Origin of the sequence: Microbacterium sp. zg.B48 (assembly GCF_024623505.1) — a bacterium.
Classification (GTDB): Bacteria; Actinomycetota; Actinomycetes; order Actinomycetales; family Microbacteriaceae; genus Microbacterium.
The window spans coordinates 260,640-279,998 of sequence record NZ_JANJFE010000002.1 but is presented as its reverse complement, the minus strand read 5'-3'; the positions used below and the strand labels follow the sequence as shown (position 1 = coordinate 279,998).

The 19,359-nt window shown below is 69.1% G+C and carries 17 protein-coding genes; 8 read left to right on the top strand and 9 right to left on the bottom strand.

The window, feature by feature from the left end; translation table 11 throughout:
- Positions 1-44: 44 nt before the first annotated feature.
- Genes pgl through tkt form a run of 6 tightly spaced genes read right to left on the bottom strand, consistent with a single transcriptional unit; the run spans position 45 to position 8,135 of the window.
- Complete coding sequence (gene pgl / locus NQ152_RS01390; protein ID WP_257522753.1) at positions 45-827, bottom strand: 6-phosphogluconolactonase; 783 nt, start codon at positions 825-827, stop codon at positions 45-47.
- Positions 820-1,764 carry a glucose-6-phosphate dehydrogenase assembly protein OpcA gene (locus tag NQ152_RS01385; RefSeq protein ID WP_257502495.1) on the bottom strand — a complete coding sequence of 315 codons (945 nt, stop codon included), beginning with the start codon at positions 1,762-1,764 and terminating at the stop codon, positions 820-822. The genes pgl and NQ152_RS01385 overlap by 8 nt, the downstream gene beginning before the upstream one ends.
- Positions 1,761-3,311 carry a glucose-6-phosphate dehydrogenase gene (zwf, locus tag NQ152_RS01380; RefSeq protein WP_257502496.1) on the bottom strand — a complete coding sequence of 517 codons (1,551 nt, stop codon included), beginning with the start codon at positions 3,309-3,311 and terminating at the stop codon, positions 1,761-1,763. The genes NQ152_RS01385 and zwf overlap by 4 nt, the downstream gene beginning before the upstream one ends.
- Positions 3,308-4,927 (bottom strand): glucose-6-phosphate isomerase, encoded by a 1,620-nt coding sequence (locus tag NQ152_RS01375; RefSeq protein WP_257522752.1) that lies wholly within the window; start codon positions 4,925-4,927, stop codon positions 3,308-3,310. Before NQ152_RS01375 ends, zwf begins: the two co-directional genes overlap by 4 nt.
- Positions 4,924-6,042, bottom strand: a complete 1,119-nt coding sequence (gene tal, locus NQ152_RS01370; RefSeq protein WP_257522751.1) for a transaldolase — start codon at positions 6,040-6,042, stop codon at positions 4,924-4,926. Before tal ends, NQ152_RS01375 begins: the two co-directional genes overlap by 4 nt.
- Positions 6,039-8,135, bottom strand: a complete 2,097-nt coding sequence (gene tkt, locus NQ152_RS01365; RefSeq protein ID WP_257522750.1) for a transketolase — start codon at positions 8,133-8,135, stop codon at positions 6,039-6,041. Before tkt ends, tal begins: the two co-directional genes overlap by 4 nt.
- Before the next feature lie 178 nt (positions 8,136-8,313).
- Between tkt and NQ152_RS01360 the strand changes: the two genes are divergently transcribed.
- On the top strand, positions 8,314-9,228 hold the full coding sequence (locus tag NQ152_RS01360; RefSeq protein WP_257502636.1) for a heme o synthase: 915 nt from the start codon (positions 8,314-8,316) through the stop codon (positions 9,226-9,228).
- Between the two features lie 10 nt (positions 9,229-9,238).
- Here NQ152_RS01360 and NQ152_RS01355 read toward each other — a convergent pair whose 3' ends face one another.
- The 3 genes from NQ152_RS01355 to NQ152_RS01345 form a co-directional block, all read right to left on the bottom strand.
- Positions 9,239-10,822 (bottom strand): Na+/H+ antiporter, encoded by a 1,584-nt coding sequence (locus NQ152_RS01355; RefSeq protein WP_257522749.1) that lies wholly within the window; start codon positions 10,820-10,822, stop codon positions 9,239-9,241.
- A gap of 71 nt (positions 10,823-10,893) precedes the next feature.
- The gene (locus tag NQ152_RS01350; RefSeq protein WP_257522748.1) at positions 10,894-11,268 is read right to left on the bottom strand and encodes a dinucleotide-utilizing enzyme; all 375 of its coding nucleotides are present in this window, start codon (positions 11,266-11,268) and stop codon (positions 10,894-10,896) included.
- Positions 11,269-11,388: 120 nt separating this feature from the next.
- Entirely contained in the window at positions 11,389-12,396 is a 1,008-nt protein-coding gene (locus NQ152_RS01345) for a heme A synthase (protein ID WP_257522747.1), read from the bottom strand.
- Between the two features lie 250 nt (positions 12,397-12,646).
- Between NQ152_RS01345 and sufB the strand changes: the two genes are divergently transcribed.
- The 7 genes from sufB to NQ152_RS01310 are packed head-to-tail and all read left to right on the top strand — an operon-like array spanning position 12,647 to position 19,330.
- The gene (sufB, locus tag NQ152_RS01340) at positions 12,647-14,065 is read left to right on the top strand and encodes a Fe-S cluster assembly protein SufB (RefSeq protein WP_257502503.1); all 1,419 of its coding nucleotides are present in this window, start codon (positions 12,647-12,649) and stop codon (positions 14,063-14,065) included.
- The gene (gene sufD / locus NQ152_RS01335; RefSeq protein ID WP_257522746.1) at positions 14,066-15,280 is read left to right on the top strand and encodes a Fe-S cluster assembly protein SufD; all 1,215 of its coding nucleotides are present in this window, start codon (positions 14,066-14,068) and stop codon (positions 15,278-15,280) included.
- Entirely contained in the window at positions 15,277-15,603 is a 327-nt protein-coding gene (locus tag NQ152_RS01330; protein WP_257502505.1) for a non-heme iron oxygenase ferredoxin subunit, read from the top strand. Before sufD ends, NQ152_RS01330 begins: the two co-directional genes overlap by 4 nt.
- 11 nt (positions 15,604-15,614) lie before the next feature.
- Positions 15,615-16,397 (top strand): Fe-S cluster assembly ATPase SufC, encoded by a 783-nt coding sequence (sufC, locus tag NQ152_RS01325; protein ID WP_257502506.1) that lies wholly within the window; start codon positions 15,615-15,617, stop codon positions 16,395-16,397.
- Positions 16,398-16,406: 9 nt separating this feature from the next.
- Positions 16,407-16,736, top strand: a complete 330-nt coding sequence (locus NQ152_RS01320) for a metal-sulfur cluster assembly factor (protein WP_257502507.1) — start codon at positions 16,407-16,409, stop codon at positions 16,734-16,736.
- Between the two features lie 57 nt (positions 16,737-16,793).
- A complete protein-coding gene (locus tag NQ152_RS01315; RefSeq protein ID WP_257522745.1) occupies positions 16,794-17,954 on the top strand; it encodes a MalY/PatB family protein in 1,161 nt (386 codons plus the stop codon).
- Complete coding sequence (locus NQ152_RS01310; RefSeq protein ID WP_257522744.1) at positions 17,951-19,330, top strand: MFS transporter; 1,380 nt, start codon at positions 17,951-17,953, stop codon at positions 19,328-19,330. Before NQ152_RS01315 ends, NQ152_RS01310 begins: the two co-directional genes overlap by 4 nt.
- The last annotated feature ends 29 nt before the right edge of the window (positions 19,331-19,359 follow it).

Here is a 19,359-nt window from a genome sequence, read left to right as displayed (position 1 = left end):
GTTGCGCATCGACGCGGGCTTCGCTCGCATTGATCCGCGACGCGTCAATACTCCCGGTCGATCAGTTCGGGCGGAACCTGTGATGCCGCCGCCTGGTCGACGAAGAAGACCGTGCGCTTGCGGCCCTTGGCCCCGGCAACCGGGACGCTCGAGTAGCTGGCGCCGGCCAGCGCCAGACCGAGCGCGGAAGCCTTGTCGGCGCCCGAGAGCACCAGCCACACCCGCTTCGATCCGTTGATGACCGGTCGGGTCAGCGAAACGCGGTCCGGCGGGGGCTTCGGCGAATCGCGCACCGCCACGGTGACGCGATCGGTGATCAGGATCTCCGGTCGATCGGGGAAGAGCGAGGCGATGTGCCCGTCCGGCCCGACGCCCAGGAAGCAGATGTCGAACGACGGCCACGGAGTGCCGTCCTTCTGCGGATAGCGGGCGAGCTCCGCCGCATAGCGGTCGGCGGCTTCGTCCAGCTCCACCCCGTCATCGCTCGCCGCGACGGCGTGGATGTTCCCCGCCGGGATCTCCAATGAGTCCAGCAACGCCGCACGCGCCTGCCGCTCGTTCCGCTCCGCATCATCGCGCGCCAGGAACCGCTCGTCGCTCCACCAGAAGTGGACACCGGACCAATCGACCCTGCTCCGACGCGGGTGACGCATCGCGGCCATCAGCACCGCCGATCCCATCGACCCACCGGTGAGGGACACGTGGACGGGACGACTGTGGGCTGCGCGCTTGGCGAGACGGTGGATCAACCGTTCGGCGACGGACTCAGCGAGAGTGGCTGGATCGGGGCTGATCACAACCCGCTTCTCGGTGCCGAATTCAGCCATGGGTCTCCGTCGCCGGTTCCAGGAGTTCCAGTCCCTCGGTGATGACTTGACCATACAGGACGTCCGGATCCAGGCCGCGCAGCTCCTCGGCCAGGCATTCGCGCAGGCTCCGACGTGGGAAGGCCAGGTCATGGGTGGGCTGCCCCGGCTGCGTGAGGACCGCGAGCGCCGGGCTCGGACGCTCCAGGAGCGTGACACCGCTGGGGCGCTCCAGGCGCACGGACTTGATGCCACCGGGCCACTCGTCGTGCGAAAGGTACTCGTAGGTGACGTCCACATCCAGCTTGAGCCGCAGCCACGCGGCCAAGAGGGCGGTGGACGGGGAATCCCACGCGCCGCGGACCTCGACGGCCGTGACCGGTTCGTAGGGCGGCTGATCCAGCACCGCGGCGAGCTGTTCACGCCACCGCGTGATGCGGGTCCAGGCGAAATCGGTGCTTCCCGGCGCGTAGTTGGCACCCAGGGCGCCCAGCCATGCGGCCGGATCCTTCTGCGCCGAGGCATCCGTGATGCGACGCTGGGCGATGCGTCCGATCGGAGAGGTGGAGAGCACCTCCGGCGTCTCGGCGGGCCACCACGCCACCACGGGCGCGTCCGGCAAGAGCAGGCCGGTCAGGAGGCTGTCATGGTTGGATGCCACCGGTCCCTGCGCATTCAGGACGATGACCTCGCTGGCACCGGCGTCACCGCCGACGCGGATCTGGGCATCCAGGCGGGGCGCGTTGTTCTGATCGCCGAGCATGATGACGATGACGCGCATGGGATGCTCGCGTGACGCGTCGTTGGCCGCTTCGATGGCCTCTTCCTCGACGCCCTGGCGCGTGGCGATGATCAGCGTCAGCACGCGGCCCAGCGCCACGGCCCCGCCTTCTTCGCGCACGTTCACCAGCGCCTTGGAGATCTTGCTGACGGTCGTGTCGGGCAGGTCGATGATCATGGTCGCCTCCACGTGCGTCCGTCGCGGGCGAGCATGGCGTCGGCGGATGCCGGCCCCCAGGAGCCGGGTGGGTACTGCTCCAGCGGACCGCCCTCCTTCTCCCAGAAGTCCTCGATCGGGTCGAGGATCTTCCAGGACAGCTCGACTTCTTCATGACGTGGAAAGAGCGGGGGATCGCCGAGCAGGACGTCCAGGATGAGTCGTTCGTAGGCCTCGGGACTGGCCTCGGTGAATGCGTGACCGTAGCCGAAGTCCATCGTCACGTCGCGGACCTGGGCGCCCGCGCCGGGCACCTTGGAGCCGAAGCGGATCGTCACGCCCTCATCGGGCTGCACTCGGATCACCAGCGCGTTCTGGCCCAGCCCGGAGGTCTGCCCGCGCGAGAACAGCAGCTCCGGCGCACGCTTGAAGACCACCGCGATCTCGGTGACGCGCCGTCCGAGGCGCTTACCGGTGCGCAGGTAGAAGGGCACCCCCGCCCACCGGCGCGTGTTGATCTCCAGAGTGATGGCCGCGTAGGTCTCCGTGGTGGAGTCCGGCTGCATGCCGTCCTCTTCGAGGAAGCCGAGCACCTCCTCGCCGCCCTGCCAGCCGCCGGCGTACTGTCCGCGGGCGGTGGACGCGCCCAGATCCGGCGGCAGTGTCACCGCCGCGAGCACCTTCTCCTTCTCGGCACGCAGATCCCTGGCGTCGAACGAGATCGGCTCTTCCATCGCGGTCAGTGCGAGCAGCTGGAGGAGGTGGTTCTGGATGACGTCGCGGGCGGCCCCGATGCCGTCGTAGTACCCGGCCCGACCGCCCACCCCGATGTCCTCGGCCATGGTGATCTGAACGTGATCGACGTAGTTGCGGTTCCAGAGCGGTTCGTACAGCTCGTTCGCGAAGCGCAGCGCGAGGATGTTCTGAACCGTCTCCTTGCCGAGGTAGTGATCGATGCGGAAGATCGAATCCGCCGGGAAGGCCGACCGGAGCGCGTCGTTGAGCGACCGCGCGGAGGCGAGGTCATGGCCGAACGGCTTCTCGATGACGACCCGCCGCCACCGTTCGGGCTGATCGGCCGTGTCATCGACCAGACCGGAGTCCTTCAGCTGCTTGGCGACCTGCGGGAAGTCCTTCGGGGGGATCGAGAGATAGAACGCATGGTTGCCCATGGTGCCGCGTTCCAGATCGAGGTTCTCGACGGTCTCGCGCAGGCGGGCGAACGCGTTCGGGTCATCGAACTCGCCGGGGACGAATCGGATTCCCTGTGACAGCTGCTCCCAGGTCTCCTCCCGGAACTCCGTCCGGGAGTGATCCTTGACGGCTTCCTTCACGACCTGCGCGAAGTCCTGATCCTCCCAGTCCCGCCTCGCGAAGCCGACCAGGGCGAAGCCCGGCGGCAGCAGTCCGCGGTTGGCGAGGTCGTACACGGCCGGCATCAGCTTCTTGCGGGAGAGGTCGCCGGTCACGCCGAAGATCACCAGCGCGCTGGGGCCGGCGATGCGATTGAGGCGATGATCCTCCGCGTCGCGCAGCGGATTGTGATCGCGCGAGATCTCGACCGTCACTGCGCGGCCTCGAACAGCGTGAGCACCTCGGCCTGCGGGTCGGTGAGTGTCAGGGTGACGACCGGGCGGCCGTGCGCGGCGAGCACGTCCGCGTCGCCCGCCGCCTGCGCCTGGATCAGCTGTCCGAAGGTGAAGGGACGCCCCGGGATCTCCAGATCCACGTCGGTCTGCTCCAGGATCTGCAGGAAGACCCCGACTGCGGGGCCGCCCTTGTGGAACTGGCCGGTGGAGTGCAGGAACCGCGGTCCCCAGCCGAACGTGGTGGGACGACCGGAGTCGGCCGCGACCAATTCGCGCAGTCCGTGCAGCTGGGGCAGGCGCAGCCTGTCCACGTACGCCTGGACGGACACATACCCGTTCGCGGGCAGCCGTGCCCACAGGGCGTCCAGCACATCCGCGACCGTGCCGGAGGCGGCCAGTGCCGGATCGGACACCCGCACCTCGACGCCGTCGACCGCGAATGCGGGATCGGTGGCCTCCGGTCGCGCCTCCAGGAGCCCCCGGGTGGCGGTCTTGGCGGATTCGACATCGGGCTGATCGAACGGGTTGATGCCCAGCATCCGCCCGGCGATCGCGGTCGCGTACTCCCACACCACGAACTGTGCTCCGAGGGAGCCGCTGACCAGCACCTCGCCCTCGTGCCGCTCACGGAAGTGGAACTCGTTGGCCTCGTCCACGAAGCGGACGATCTGCATGTCCGGGGGCGTCTGCTCGGCCTCGGGCGATACCGGCAGCAGCACGACCGGCAGGATGCCCGTGCCCTCCTTGCCGGTGGACTCGGCGACGAGCTGCTCGATCCAGTCCGGCAGGCCGACGATGTGGGTGCCGTCGGTGATCAGGCCCAGCTTGTCGCGTCGCGGTTCGCCGCCGGCGATGGCCGCGGCCAGGACGAGCGCGGGATTGTCGGCGCTGTCGATCGCGACCTCGAGCAGCGAAGCCTCCGCCTCGTCGAGCAGTTCGGAGATGTCCGCACCGGCCAGTCCCGCGGGCACCAGTCCGAAGGCGGTCAGCGCCGAGTAGCGTCCGCCGACAGTCGGGTCCGCGTTGAACACGCGGTAGCCGTCGGCGCGGGCGGCCCGGTCCAGCGGCGAGCCGGGGTCCGTGACGACGACGATGCGCTCGAGCGGATCGATGCCGATGTCCCCGAACGCGGCTTCGAAGGCGCGCTTGGCGGAGTCGGTCTCAACGGTGGAGCCGGACTTGGAGGAGACCACCAGGGCGGTCTGCTGCAGGCCGCCGGCCTCCGCGTCGCCATCGATCGCAGCCAGCACCTGGCTCGGCGCGGTCGAGTCCAGGATCACGAGCGGAACCCCGGAGGTCTGTGCGATCACTTCCGGCGCGAGCGAGGAGCCGCCCATGCCGGCGAGCACGATCCGGGTCACGCCCCGCGCGCGCAGCTCGGCGCGCAGCGCCTCGATCTCGGGGACGAGTGGCCGCGAGACGGAGACCGCCTGCACCCACCCCAGACGCCCGGATGCCTCGGCTTCGGCATCCGGACCCCACAGCGACGCGTCGCCGGCGGTGATGCCGGACGCGACGAGATCGGCGATCAGGCCTGGCAGCGTCTCGCGGACGACGGATTTGACATGCCCGGTGAGGTGGATCTCAAAGCTCATGCGCCGGACTGCGCTGCCTCGAGAGCGGCCTTCACCGTGTCCTGGAGCTCGTGCCAGGAGGTGATGAACTTCTGCACGCCCTCGTCCTCGAGCACCTCGGTGACCTCGGCGAAGTCCACGCCCACGCCGGCGAGACGCTCGAAGACCTCGTGCGCGCCGGCATAGGCGCCGGTGACCGTGTCCCCGGCGATGACGCCGTGATCGAAGGTCGCCTCGAGGGTCTTCTCGGGCATCGTGTTCACCGTGCCGGGGGCCACGAGCTCGGTCACGTACAGCGTGTCCGGCAGCGCCGGATCCTTCACGCCCGTCGAGGCCCACAGCGGCCGCTGCACGTTGGCGCCGGCATCGACGAGGGCGCGGGCCCGGTCCGTGGCGAACTCGCGTTCGAACAGCTCGTACGCCAGGCGGGCGTTCGCGACGCCGGCGAGGCTCTTCAGACCCGCGGCTTCCTCGGTGCCGATCGCGGTCAGGCGCTTGTCGACTTCGGTGTCCACCCGTGAGACGAAGAAGGACGCCACCGAGTGGATGCCGGACAGGTCGTGCCCGGCCTGGCTGGCCTGTTCGAGGCCGGCCAGGTACGCGGCGATGACGTCGGCGTATCGCTCCAGGCTGAAGATCAGCGTGACGTTGACCGAGATCCCCGAGCCGATCGCCTCGGTGATCGCAGCCAGACCCGCTTTGGTCGCGGGGATCTTGATGTGGATGTTCGGGCGGTCGACCTTGGCCCACAGCTCCTTGGCCTGCGCAATGGTCGCGTCCGTGTCGTGCGCGAGGTCGGGGGAGACCTCGATCGAGACGCGACCGTCCACGCCGTCGGTCTCGTCGTAGACGTGCCGGAACACATCCGCGGCAGCGCGCACGTCGTCGGTGGTGATCTCGAAGATCGCCTCGTCCGCGGACGCGCCGCGGCCGGCGAGCACGCCGAGCTGACCGGTGTACGCCTCGCTGCCGGAGCCGATCGCGCCGGCGAAGATCGTCGGGTTCGTGGTGACCCCCGACACGTTGCGGGTGGCGATCAGGTCGGCGAGGTTCCCGCTGACGATCCGCTCACGGGACAGGTCATCCAGCCAGATGCTGACGCCCTCGGCCACGAGGTGTGCGGTGGGGGTGCTCATGAGTTCTCCTTCAGGGTCTCGCGTGCCGCCTCGACGACGGCCTCGGCGGTGACGCCGAACTTCTCGAACAGGGTTTTGTAATCCGCCGATGCGCCGAAGTGCTCGATCGAGACGCTTCGACCGCGGTCACCGACCAGCGCCCGCCACGGCAGCTTGATGCCCGCTTCGACGGACACGCGCGCCCGCACCGAAGACGGCAGCACGCTCTCGCGGTAGTCGGCGTCCTGTTCGTCGAACCACTCGAGCGACGGCGCGGAGACCACTCGCGCCTGCACGCCCTCGGCGGCCAGTGTCTCGCGGGCAGCGACGGCCAGCTGCACTTCGGAGCCGGTGGCGATGAGGATGACATCGGGGCTTCCGGCCGGTGCTTCGGCCAGGACGTAGGCGCCGCGCGCGGCACCGTCGGCCGAAGCCAGCGTGTCACCCGACGCCGCGCCCTGGCCGCGCTCGAACACGGGGATGTTCTGGCGGGTGAGGGCGATGCCGGCCGGCCCGGCGTGCCGGCGGAGCATCTCCAGCCAGACCACCGCGGTCTCTGCGGCGTCACCGGGGCGGACCACCGTGAAGTTCGGGATGGCGCGCAGCGCGGCCAGCTGCTCGATCGGCTGGTGGGTCGGGCCGTCTTCACCGAGGGCGACCGAATCGTGCGTCCAGACGAAGATGCTGGGAACGTTCATCAGCGCGGCCAGACGGACCGGCGGGCGCATGTAGTCGCTGAAGATGAGGAACGTGCCGCCGAAGGGACGGGTGGGACCGTGCAGGACGATCCCGTTGATGATCGCGCCCATCGCGTGTTCGCGGATGCCGAAGTGCAGCACGCGGCCGTAGGGGTCGCCGCTCCACTCGTGCGTGGACCATTCCTCGGGGATGAACGAGTTCGCGCCCTTGATGGTGGTGAGGTTCGACTCGGCAAGGTCTGCCGACCCGCCCCACAGCTCGGGTAGCTCCGCGGCCAGCGCGTTGATGACCGCGCCGGACGCGGCCCGCGTGGAGACGTCTTTTCCGGGCTCGAAGCTCGGCAGCGCCGCGGCGATGCCCTCGGGCAGTTCGCGGGCGTTCACGCGATCCCACAGCGCCTTGCGCTCGGGGTGCGCCGTCGCCCAGGCGTCGAAGCGCTCCTGCCACTCGGCGTGCGCCGTCGCGCCGCGCTCACCGAGAGCACGCGTGTGCGCGAGCACGTCCGCGGGTACGACGAAGCTCTCGTCGGGGTTCCAGCCGAGCACCTTCTTGGTCGCGGCCAGCTCATCGGCGCCGAGGGCGGAGCCGTGGATCTTGCCGGTGTTCTGCTTGCCGGGCGAGGGCCAGCCGATGATGGTCTTCAGGATGATGATCGAGGGCTTGACGGTCTCGCTCCTCGCCGCCTCGAGCGCGGCGAACAGCTCCGCGGCGTCTTCGACGTACTGGCCGGTCTTCTTCCAGTCCACCGTCTGCACGTGCCAGCCGTATGCCTCATACCGCTTGGCGACGTCCTCGGTGAAGGCGACGTTCGTGTCGTCCTCGATGGAGATCTGGTTCGCGTCGTACAGCACGACCAGGTTGCCCAGCTCCTGGTGACCGGCGAGGGATGACGCCTCGCTGGTGACACCCTCCTGCAGGTCGCCGTCGCTGGCGATGACGTAGATGAAGTGGTCGAAAGGGGACTCGCCGGCCGCCGCGTCCGGATCGAACAGGCCGCGCTCGTAGCGGGCGGCGTAGGCGAAGCCCACCGAAGAGGCCAGGCCCTGACCGAGCGGACCCGTTGTGATCTCGACGCCTTCGGTGTGGCCGTACTCGGGGTGTCCCGGGGTCTTCGACCCCCATGTCCGCAGTGACTTCAGGTCGTCCAGCTCGAGTCCGAAACCGCCCAGGTAGAGCTGCACGTACTGTGTCAGCGACGAGTGACCCGCCGACAGAATAAAGCGGTCCCGGCCGGGCCAGTGCACATCGGCCGGGTCGTGGTTCATCACCCGCTGGTACAGCAGGTATGCCGCAGGGGCGAGGCTCATCGCCGTCCCGGGGTGGCCGTTGCCCGCCTTCTCGACCGCGTCCGCCGCCAGCACGCGAGCGGTATCCACCGCGCGCCGATCGATTTCATCCCAACGCAGTTCTGACACCGGGCCGCCTTTCTCAGAAGAAGTGCACCCGAGTCCGCTGACCGCGCCGCAATCGGGAGCAGCAGCCGGCGCAGGGCGCGTGTTGTCTCAGCATAGCGAAGGGCCGGAAGCCAGCGGGCGCGAATGACATAGACTCGGAGGGCAGGTTCAGGCGGTCGAGCGGGGAGCGATGGACACCATGATGACGGCGGACGCGTCCGCCGTACGACCTCATTCGCTGGGCCGTACGATCCGGGCTTACGTCGCGCTGACCAAGCCGCGCGTGCTCGAGCTGCTCCTGGTCACGACGGTGCCGGTGATGATCCTCGCCCAGGGCGGGTTCCCCGACATCTGGCTCGTGCTGGCGACCGTGCTCGGCGGCTCGATGAGCGCGGGATCCGCGGCGGCGTTCAACATGTACCTGGACCGGGACATGGATGCCCACATGCAGCGGACGGCGAACCGCCCGCTGGTGACCGGCGAGGTCTCGCCGCGCGGCGCGCTGGTGTTCGCGTGGACCCTGGCTGCGACATCCACCGTGTGGCTCTGGTTCACCACGAACTGGCTCGCCGCCACCCTGTCGGCTGCGGCGATCTTCTTCTACGTCGTCATCTACACGATGATCCTCAAGCGCCGCACCGAGCAGAACATCGTGTGGGGCGGCATCGCCGGGTGCTTCCCGGTCGTCATCGGCTGGTCGGCGGTCACCGGATCGCTGACCTGGACGCCGATGATCCTGTTCGCCCTGGTGTTCCTGTGGACGCCGCCGCACTATTGGCCCCTGTCGATGAAGTACAAGGACCAGTACGAGGGCGTGGACGTGCCGATGCTCGGGGCGACGCGCTCCGGGTCGCAGGTCGGGCTTCAGGTGATCCTGTACGCGTGGGCGACCGTGGCGTGCTCGCTGCTGCTGATCCCGGTGGCGGGGATGGGGCTGGTCTACTCCGTCTCGGCGATCGTCTTCGGCGGCTGGTTCATCTACGAGTCGCACCGGCTGTACAGCCGTGCCGTGCGCGGGACCGAGCCCCGGCCGATGCGGGTGTTCCACGCCTCGATCACCTACCTCACCCTCCTGTTCGTCGCGATCGCGGTCGACCCGCTGCTTCCGTTCTGAGCCGGGCCGCTCAGGCCTGTTCGCCCTCTTTCGGGAACTGGGCGCGCAGCGCGGTCTCCTCCGCGTCGATCGCCTGCAGCGCTGCCACGATCGCCGGCTCCTGATAGCGCCCCTCGGCGCGGGCCTTCAGCACGGCGGCCCGTTCGGCATCCAGCATCGCGCGGCGGAGGCGGTATTTCGCCTCCAGCTGCGGGATGGACGCGTCCGGACCGTACGTGACGAGGGTCTCGCCGAGGAAGCCCGCGTCGGTGCGCAGGAGCGCGGCGACGTGCTTCTCCTCCTCGGGCAGCTCCTGGGCGTCCAGCAGATCGATTCCGGCCTGGCGGGCCTCGGCCATCAGCAGCCGGCGTTCGGCCAGCTCCTGCACCAGGCTGGGCTTCGGAAGGTTCAGGCGGCGGATGATCGCCGGTAGCGCGAGGCCCCCGAGCAGGCTCGCCACCACCACGACGAACGCGAGGAACTGCAGGTACTCCCGGCCCGGCGTCTCCTTCGGCAGCAGGAAGACGGCGGCCAGGGTGACGACCCCGCGCACGCCCGCCGAGGAGACCGCGACGCCGTTGCGCCAGGCCCAGCCCCGCTCGCGCAGCCGCCGCGGCCCCTTCCGGTACAGCAGCGTCGTGCCCATCACCCAGGCGAAGCGGGAGGCGACCAGGGCGGCCAGGATGCCGACGCAGATCCCGACGGTCGGCCAGAGGCCCGGGCCGGTGGCGATGGCGCCCTGCAGGATCCCCTGGAGATTGAGTCCGATGAACAGGAAGACGGTGTTCTCGAGCAGGAACTTGATCGTGCGCCAGTTGAGCCGCTCGGCGACCCGCGCTTCGGCCGAGGAGACGGACGGTGCCCGATACCCCAGATACAGGCCGGCCAGGACCACGGCCAGGACTCCGGAACCGTGCAGGAATTCGCCCACCAGGAACGCCGCGAACGGTGTGACGAAGGTCAGACTGGTGTCCAGGACGGCCGAGCGCAACCGTGAACGCACGAACGTGACGGCCCAGCCCACACCCAGACCCACCCCGGTCCCGACGACCACTGCGACGACGAACTCGAATCCGATCTCGGCCGGCGTGACGGAGCTGACGATCGCCGCGATGGACGCGTTCAGCGCGACCAGCGCGGTGGCGTCGTTGAGCAGGCTCTCGCCCTCCAGGATGGTGACCACGCGCCGCGGCAGTCCCAGGCGCCCGGCGATCGCGGTCACGGCAATGGCGTCGGTCGGTGCGACCACCGCCGCGAAGGCGAACGCCGCCGCCAGGGTGATCGCCGGGACCAGGGCGTACGCGGCGAACCCGACGACCGCCACCGTGAATGCGACCAATCCGACCGACAGGAGCAGGATGCTGTCCCGGCGGGCACGCACGTCGATCACGCTGGTGCGTATCGCCGCGGCGAACAGCAGCGGCGGGAGGATGCCGTAGAGGATCAGCTCGGGTTGGACCTCGACTTCCGGCACGCCCGGGATGAACGAGACCGCTCCTCCGACGACGACCAGGGCGACCGGGGCCGACCAGCCCAGCCGGCCGACGATGCCCGTGATCGCGACGGTCGTGAGGACGAACAGAACGATCCAGGTGATCGTTCCGACGGGGTCCACGGAGCCAGTATCGAGCAGAAGGGGCGGGAATGCGCGGATGTGCGCACTCCCGCCCCTTCGAGGTCTTCGGCTCAGCGCTGGGGCGCGGCCTCCGCGACGGTCTCGGACTCCGCTGCGGGGACGTCGTCGTGGGCATCGTCCTCTGCCGACCAGTCCAGCGCCTCGATGATCTCCACGTCGGTGGCGGGAACGAACGAGCGCACCACGGCGACGACGAGGGCGAGGGCGAGTCCGACGATTCCGGTCGCGATCAGGATGCCGCCGACGATCGCCCACACCTGGCCGACGTAGACGTCGACCGGTGTCGCGGTGCCGGCGGTCAGAGCGGTGGACATCACGGCAAGCTTGTCGACGGTGAGCCATGCGCCGAGGACGCCGGTGGCGAGGGAGCCGACCAGCAGGATCCAGAACGGGATGCTGCGGACGAGGCTGGGGCGTGCAGTCATGCGGGAACTCCTTGGTTCGATGGGTGTCGGGGGTGTGCGCGGGACGATGGCGTGCGCCGCGGCATCCGCCCAGCCTGGTGCGGCCGGGTGAATCGCACGTGTGCGAATCCGATGAACCCGCTATGAGTCCTGACGGGAGGCAGCGGAAGCCGTTCCGACCGAGCCAGCGTACGCCGGCACATCGGCCGGAGCCTGGGCACTCGCCTTGAGATGCAGCACCACGGCGGTCATCGCCGCAACCAGCAGCACCGCGAGCACCATGTGGATGTTCACCAGCACAATGGGCAGACCGGCGCGTGCCTGCCACAGGCCCACCGCGGTCTGGGCCGCCTCGACCGCCAGCAGCAGACCCACCCACAGTCGCAGCCGCAGGTGCGGGGGAGTGCGACCGGCGCCGGCCAGCAGCACGAGCGTGACCAAGAGCAGCGCGTAGGCCGGCCAGGAGTGCACGTGCTGCATGAACTCCGGATTCAGGCCGTTCCGCGCCGCGCCGCCGTCCCCGGCGTGCGGCCCCGATCCGGTCACGAGGATGCCCACGATCACCGTGACCGCCACCAGCAGGCTGGTCAGGTGCGCGGTCGCGGCATACCAGCCGGGGACGGCGCGCACACGGGGACCGGGCGCGGCGTAGACGCGCTGCACCAGGACGGTGGCGAGGCCGACGAGGATGACCGAGGCGAAGTAGTGCAATCCCACGACGTAGGGGTTGAGGTTGGTCAGCACGGTGATGCCGCCGATGATCGCCTGAAGGGGCACGTACAGGCCGATCGCCAGGGACAGCCAGAACAGATCGCGGCGCTCCCGGCGCATGCGGACCACGAACACGAACATGGTGACGGCCACGATCACGAGGATGAACGTCAGCATCCGGTTGCCGAATTCGATGACGCCGTGGATGCCCATCTCGGCGGTCGGCACGAGCGAATCGTCGGTGCAGCGCGGCCACGTCGGGCAGCCCAGCCCCGACCCGGTGAGCCGGACCAGGCCGCCGGTGCCGACGATGCCCACCTGCACGACCAGGCTCGCCCAGGCCGCCGTGATGACGCGACGGTCCACCCGGGCCGGCAGCCACGTCACGAATCGTCGCAGCAGTCCCCGGTCGGGGGTGGTCGTGGGGTCCGCGGCCATCGGGCCTCGCCTCCTGGGAATGCACTCCGACGTGGTCGGAGCGGGTCCCGGCCACCCGGCGCGGCGGCGGGACCCTGTAGAATCAAAGGGTCGGATGCTGGCGCGTCGCGCTCTGCATCACTGACAGTGTAGGCGCGCAGGACGGCGCCACTGATTGGGCCCACCAGCGGCATCCCTCGTCGGTACTCCACCGAGGGAGCAGGAATGCCGGGGCGGATGACACCGTTGCGGCCCGGAGGAGAGTGTGACGATGTCGGATGTCCTGATCGACCGACCCGAGCTGGCAAGCCTCGGGCAGTACGAGTTCGGCTGGCACGATGCCGATGCCGCCGGCGCGACTGCCCAGCGCGGTCTGAGCGAAGCCGTGGTCCGCGGAATCTCGACTCTCAAGAACGAGCCCGAGTGGATGCTCAAGACGCGGCTGAAGGGACTGGCGCTGTTCGAGCGCAAGCCCATGCCGACGTGGGGCGCCGATCTGAGCGAGATCGACTTCGACAACATCAAATACTTCGTGCGCTCCACCGAGAAGCAGGCCGGCTCCTGGGAGGAGCTTCCCGAGGAGATCCGCAACACCTACGAGCGTCTCGGCATCCCCGAGGCCGAGCGTCAGCGCCTCGTCTCCGGCGTCGCAGCGCAGTACGAGTCCGAGGTCGTCTACCACCAGATCAACGAGCAGCTCGAGGCGCAGGGTGTCATCTTCATGGACACCGACACCGCGCTGCGCGAGCACCCGGAGTTCTTCGAGGAGTACTTCGGCACGGTGATTCCGGCCGGCGACAACAAGTTCGCCGCGCTGAACACGTCCGTGTGGTCCGGCGGGTCCTTCGTCTACGTGCCGCCCGGCGTGCACGTGGAGATCCCGCTGCAGGCCTACTTCCGGATCAACACCGAGAACATGGGCCAGTTCGAGCGCACCCTGATCATCGCCGACGAGGGATCGTACGTGCACTACATCGAAGGCTGCACGGCGCCGATCTACAAGAGCGATTCACTGCACTCCGCCGTCGTGGAGATCATCGTCAAGAAGAACGCCCGCGTGCGCTACACGACGATCCAGAACTGGTCGAACAACGTCTACAACCTGGTGACCAAGCGAGCGATCGCCCACGAGGGCGCGACGATGGAATGGATCGACGGCAACATCGGCTCGAAGGTCACGATGAAGTACCCGTCGATCTTCCTGGTCGGCGAGCACGCCAAGGGCGAGACCCTGTCCGTCGCCTTCGCGGGTCCCGGACAGCACCAGGACGCCGGCGCGAAGATGGTCCACATGGCGCCGTACACCCAGTCATCGATCGTGTCGAAATCCATCGCGCGCGGCGGCGGCCGAGCCGGATACCGCGGTGAAGTGCGGGTGGACGCCAACGCGCACCACTCGGCCAACACCGTCCGATGCGACGCGCTCCTGGTCGATACGATCTCTCGCTCGGACACGTACCCCTCCATCGACATCCGCGTCGACGACGTGCAGCTCGGCCACGAGGCCACCGTGTCGAAGGTCAGTGAAGAGCAGCTGTTCTACCTGATGAGCCGCGGGATGCCGGAGGACGAGGCGATGGCCATGATCGTCCGCGGCTTCATCGAGCCGATCGCTCGCGAACTTCCCATGGAGTACGCCATGGAGCTCAACAAGCTCATCGAGATGGGCATGGAAGGCAGTGTCGGCTAGATGACGACCTCCACACAGGCACCCGCAACGGTGCCGGGTACTTCGGTGCCCGGCGCGAAGGGCCACACCGACGGGGCGTGGGCTCCGATCCAGACCCGCTCCGAGCGCGCGCGCTCCTACGATCCGGCCGACTTCGAGCTGCCCACCGGCCGCGAGGTGAACTGGAAGCACACCCCGATCGACCGCATCGCGCCGCTGCTGGAGGATGCCGCAGGCACGACCGGCGCGGTCAGCTTCGCCATCAGCGGTGCGGACGCGGTGGAGGTCGGGCCCAAGCGCGTCGGCGACTCGCCGCGCGGCGAGGTGTTCACCCCCGAGGACCGCCCGGCCGCGATCGCCTGGCAGCAGGCCACCGAGGCCACGCACCTGCGCATCCCGGCCGACATCGAACTGGTCGAGCCGGTCGTCGTGGACATCACCGGCAACGGCGCGGATGGCCGCAGCGCGCTGGCGCACGCCCACCTCATCATCGAAGCGGCCCCGAACGCGCGCGGTGTCGTGCTGCTCCGTCACCGCGGTGAAGCGCACTTCGCCGAGAACGTCGAGATCATCGTCCGCGACGGTGCACACCTGACGGTGATCACGGTGCAGGAGTGGTCCGATGCCTCCGTCCACGCGGCATCCCACCAGGCCCGGGTGGACCGCGACGGGACCCTGCGTCACATCGTGGTCAGCTTCGGCGGCGGACTCGTTCGGATCAACCCGAGCGTGGAGCTGGCCGGACCGGGCTCGCAGGGGCAGCTGTACGGACTGTCGTACTCAGACAGCGGACAGCACCTGGAGAGCCAGGTCTACCTCTTCCACAAGGGCAGGGACACACGCGGGGATGTCCTCTACAAGGGCGCCCTGCAGGGTGCCGGCGCCCGCAGCGTCTGGATCGGGGACGTGCTGATCGGACCGGACGCGGTCGGAACCGACTCGTACGAGGCGAACCGCAACCTGGTCCTCACCGACGGCGCGCGCGCCGAGTCCATCCCGAACCTCGAGATCGAGACGGGCGACATCCGCGGGGCAGGCCACGCCAGCGCCACGGGACGCTTCGACGACGAGCAGCTGTTCTACCTGCAGTCCCGCGGAATCAGCGAGCAGGAGGCCCGACGCCTGGTCGTGATCGGATTCCTCAGCGACATCGTGCAGCGCATCGGCATCCCCGCGCTGGAGACCGAGCTGCATGCCGCCATCGAACTGGAACTCCAGGAAGGAGCGCCCGAGTGAGCGCAACCCGTGTCTGCGCGCTGAGCGAGCTCGAGCAGGACTCCGCCATCCGCGTGGAGGTCGACGGCGTCGCGATCGCGGTGGTCCGCGACTCCAACGACGAGGTCCACGCGATCGGCGACGTCTGCACGCACGGCGACATCTCGCTCGCCGAGGGGTTCGTCGACGGTGACACGATCGAATGCTGGGCGCACGGCTCGGCCTTCTCGCTCCGCTCCGGAAAGCCCCTCAACCTCCCCGCGTACGAGCCCGTACCCGTGTATGCCGTGACGATCGAGGGCGACGATGTGCTCATCGATCCCGCCGTCCTCAAAGAGCTGTGAAGGAAGTCCCCATGTCAGTCCTCGAGATCCGCGACCTCCACGTGACGGTCGAGACGGATGCCGGAATCACGCCGATCCTGAACGGGGTGACCCTCGTCCTGCGCAAGGGCGAGACCCACGCCATCATGGGACCCAACGGATCGGGCAAGTCGACGCTCGCGTACACGATCGCCGGGCACCCGAAGTACACGGTCACGTCCGGCACGATCACCCTCGACGGCCAGGACGTCCTGGCGATGACGGTGGACGAGCGCGCCCGCGCAGGCCTCTTCCTGGCCATGCAGTACCCGGTCGAGATCCCCGGTGTGACCGTCACCAACTTTCTGCGCACCGCCAAGACCGCGATCGAGGGCGAAGCGCCGCCGATCCGGACGTGGACGAAGCAGGTCAAGGAGTCGATGAAGAACCTCCGCATGGACTCCAAGTTCGCGCAGCGCAACGTGAACGAGGGGTTCTCGGGTGGTGAGAAGAAGCGCCACGAGATCCTTCAGCTGGAGCTGCTCAAGCCGCAGTTCGCGGTACTCGACGAGACGGACTCCGGCCTGGACGTCGACGCGCTGAAGATCGTCTCCGAGGGCGTGAACCGTGCCAAGGAGGAGACCGGCCTGGGCGTCCTGCTGATCACCCACTACACGCGCATTCTGCGTTACATCCACCCGGACTTCGTGCACGTCATGATCGCCGGGCGGATCGTCGAGGAGGGCGGGCCCGAGCTCGCCGAGCGTCTCGAGGACGAAGGTTACGACCGATTCCTCGTCCCCGCACTCGAGCCCGTGACCGACGGCGAAGCGTAGGATCCTGCCATGACCGCGACGCTCGCGCCCGACAAGTACGACGAGGTCCAAGAGGCCCTCAAGGACGTCATGGACCCCGAGCTGGGGATCAACGTCGTCGACCTCGGCCTGATCTACGACCTGGGCTGGGACGACGAGAACGACGCCCTGGTGATCCATATGACGCTGACCAGCGCCGGATGCCCGCTCACCGACGTGCTCGAGGAGCAGACCGCTCAGGCGCTGGACGACGTCGTCGAACGGTTCCGCATCAACTGGGTGTGGATGCCGCCGTGGGGTCCGGAGCGCATCACCGACGACGGCCGCGACATGATGCGCGCCCTCGGCTTCGCGATCTGAGTGTCGCCGTCTGACGCTCGGGAACGCGGCATCCCGCAGCGTCGCTAGGCTCGATGGGTGAGCGCTCCCCCCCTCCAGGCCCTTCCCCTCGACCAGCTGCGCCGCCGTTCCAGCACGAAGTGGCGCAGCTATCCGCCCGAGGTGCTTCCGCTCTTCGTGGCGGAGACGGACTTCCCCCCCGCCCCGGCGATCACGCGGGCGCTGCGGCAGGCCGTCGATCTCGGTGACACCGGATATACCCCACCGGAGCCGGGCATCGCCGCCGCCTATGCCCAGTTCGCGCAGCGCCGGTTCGGCTGGAGCGTCGATCCCGCACAGGTGCGCACCACGTGCGACGTCATGATGGGGATCGTCGAGATCCTGCGGCAGGTCACCGAGCCCGGTGACCGGGTGATCGTGACTCCGCCGGTGTACCCCCCGTTCTACGAATGCGTCCCCGAGGCGGGTGCCGTCGTCGAGCGGGTGCCGCTCGTGGACACCGGCACCGGCTGGGAGCTGGACCTCGTCGGGATCGAGGCATCCCTCGCCGCCGGCGCACGCGCCGTCCTGCTGTGCAACCCGCACAACCCGACGGGCACCGCGCACTCCCGCGAGAGCCTCGTCGCGCTGGCCGAGCTGGCCTCCGCATACGGCGCGAGCGTGGTCAGCGACGAGATCCACGCCCCGCTCGTGTACGCGCCGGCGGTGTTCACGCCGTTCCTGGATGCCTCGCCGACCGCCGCGCGCGTCGGATACGCCGTGGTCAGCGCGAGCAAGGCGTTCAACCTCGCCGGTCTGAAGTGCGCCCTGATGGTCACTGCGGGGGAGGAGCCCGCGGCGGTGGTGCGGTCCCTGCCGGATGAGGTGGAGTGGCGGACGGGACTGTTCGGCGCCATCGCCGGCGTCGCCGCGTTCAGCGAAGAGAGCGACGAATGGCTGGACGGGCTGCTGGCCGCGCTGGATGCCAACCGCCGGCTGCTGGCGGAGCTTCTCGCCGAGCACCTTCCGGGCGCCCGCTACCGGATCCCCGACGCCGGATTCCTGGCCTGGGTGGATCTGCGCTCGTTCGACTGGGGAGACAACCCCGCCGTGCGGATCCGACGGGAGGCGAAGGTGGCACTGCACCTCGGCCCGCTGTTCGGCGAGGAGGGCGCCGGCCATGTCCGGATCAACTTCGGCTGTTCGCCGGAGGTGCTGCGCGAGGCCGTCGAACGGATGGGGGCGCTGGTCTCCCCGTGAAAGATCCCGTCGAGCCGCTGTCGAGCATCTGGGGAACGCGCTACGTCTGGGTGACCCTCGGCGCTTCGGCACTGATCTTCCTCGCGGCGATGCAGGCTCTGGCCGTGACGACCGTGATGCCCGTCGTCAGCGCGGACCTCGATGGCGACGCGCTGTACGCCGTCGCATTCGCCGGGACCCTGGCCACCAGCGTCATCGGCATGGTCGCGGTGGGCGCCTGGAGCGACAGGTTCGGTCCCCGTGCACCGCTGTATGCGGCGACGGCGCTGTTCGTCCTCGGGCTTGTGGTGGCCGGTCTTGCCCCGTCCATGCCGATCCTGGTGGTCGGCCGTCTGATCCAGGGTCTGGGAGCCGGGGGGCAGACTGTCGCGCTGTATGTGGTGGTGGCGCGCGTGTACCCGTCGCAGCTGCACGGCTGCGTCTTCGCGGCCTTCTCCGCGGCGTGGGTGGTGCCGTCGCTGATCGGGCCGTTCCTGGCCGGAGCGGTGACGGAGTATCTGCACTGGCGGTGGGTGTTCCTCGGGGTCGCCGCGCTGACCGTCCTGTCCTTCACGATGGTCGCACTCCGGCTGCACGGCATCGCGCTGGGCGTGGACGCGCCGGCGGCTGGTCGGATCGGGTTGCGCCTGGCGTGTGCGGTGGCGGTGGCGGCCGGCGCCCTGGCGCTGAGCCTGGCCGGCGGGTTCGGGCCGTGGTCGGCGGCGGCGGTGGCGGCATCCGTCATCGTCATCGCATCGGCGGCGCGACCTCTGCTGCCGCGGGGTGCGCTGCGCGCCGCCCGCGGACTGCCCAGTGTGGTCCTCATGCGCGGATTGATCGCCGGTGCCCTGTTCGGCGCGGAGATCTACGTGCCATACCTGCTCATCGACGAATACGACTTCTCGCCGACGTGGGCGGGTCTCGGGCTCACGGCGGCGGCCCTGGCCTGGGCGACCGCGGCGGATGTCCAAGGCCGGTTCGGCGATCGCATCGGGAACACCCGGATCGCGGTGATCGGGTGCGCGCAGCTGTTCACGTCGGTCGTGGTGGCCGCTGCCGTCGCCTGGGGGCACCTGCCTCCGGCGGTCCTCATCGTCGGCTGGGCGCTGGCCGGCAGCGGCATGGGGCTCATGTACCCGAGGCTGACGGTGTTGACCCTCGCGTACTCCGCGCCGCAGAACCAGGGCTTCAACTCCTCCGCACTGTCCATCTCGGACTCGGTGGGTTCCGCGGTGACGATCGCCGTGATGGGTCTGGTCTTCACCGCTCTCGCGGGCACGGGCGCCGGCTTCCCGGCCGTCTTCGCGATCGCCGCGGTCCTGGCGCTGCTGGCGCTGGTTCCGGGTCTCCGGCTCGGACACGGCCACGAGAGCGTGCCCGCGGGGCGCAATGCGTGACGGACACGGGAAAGGATTTGCCACTGGAG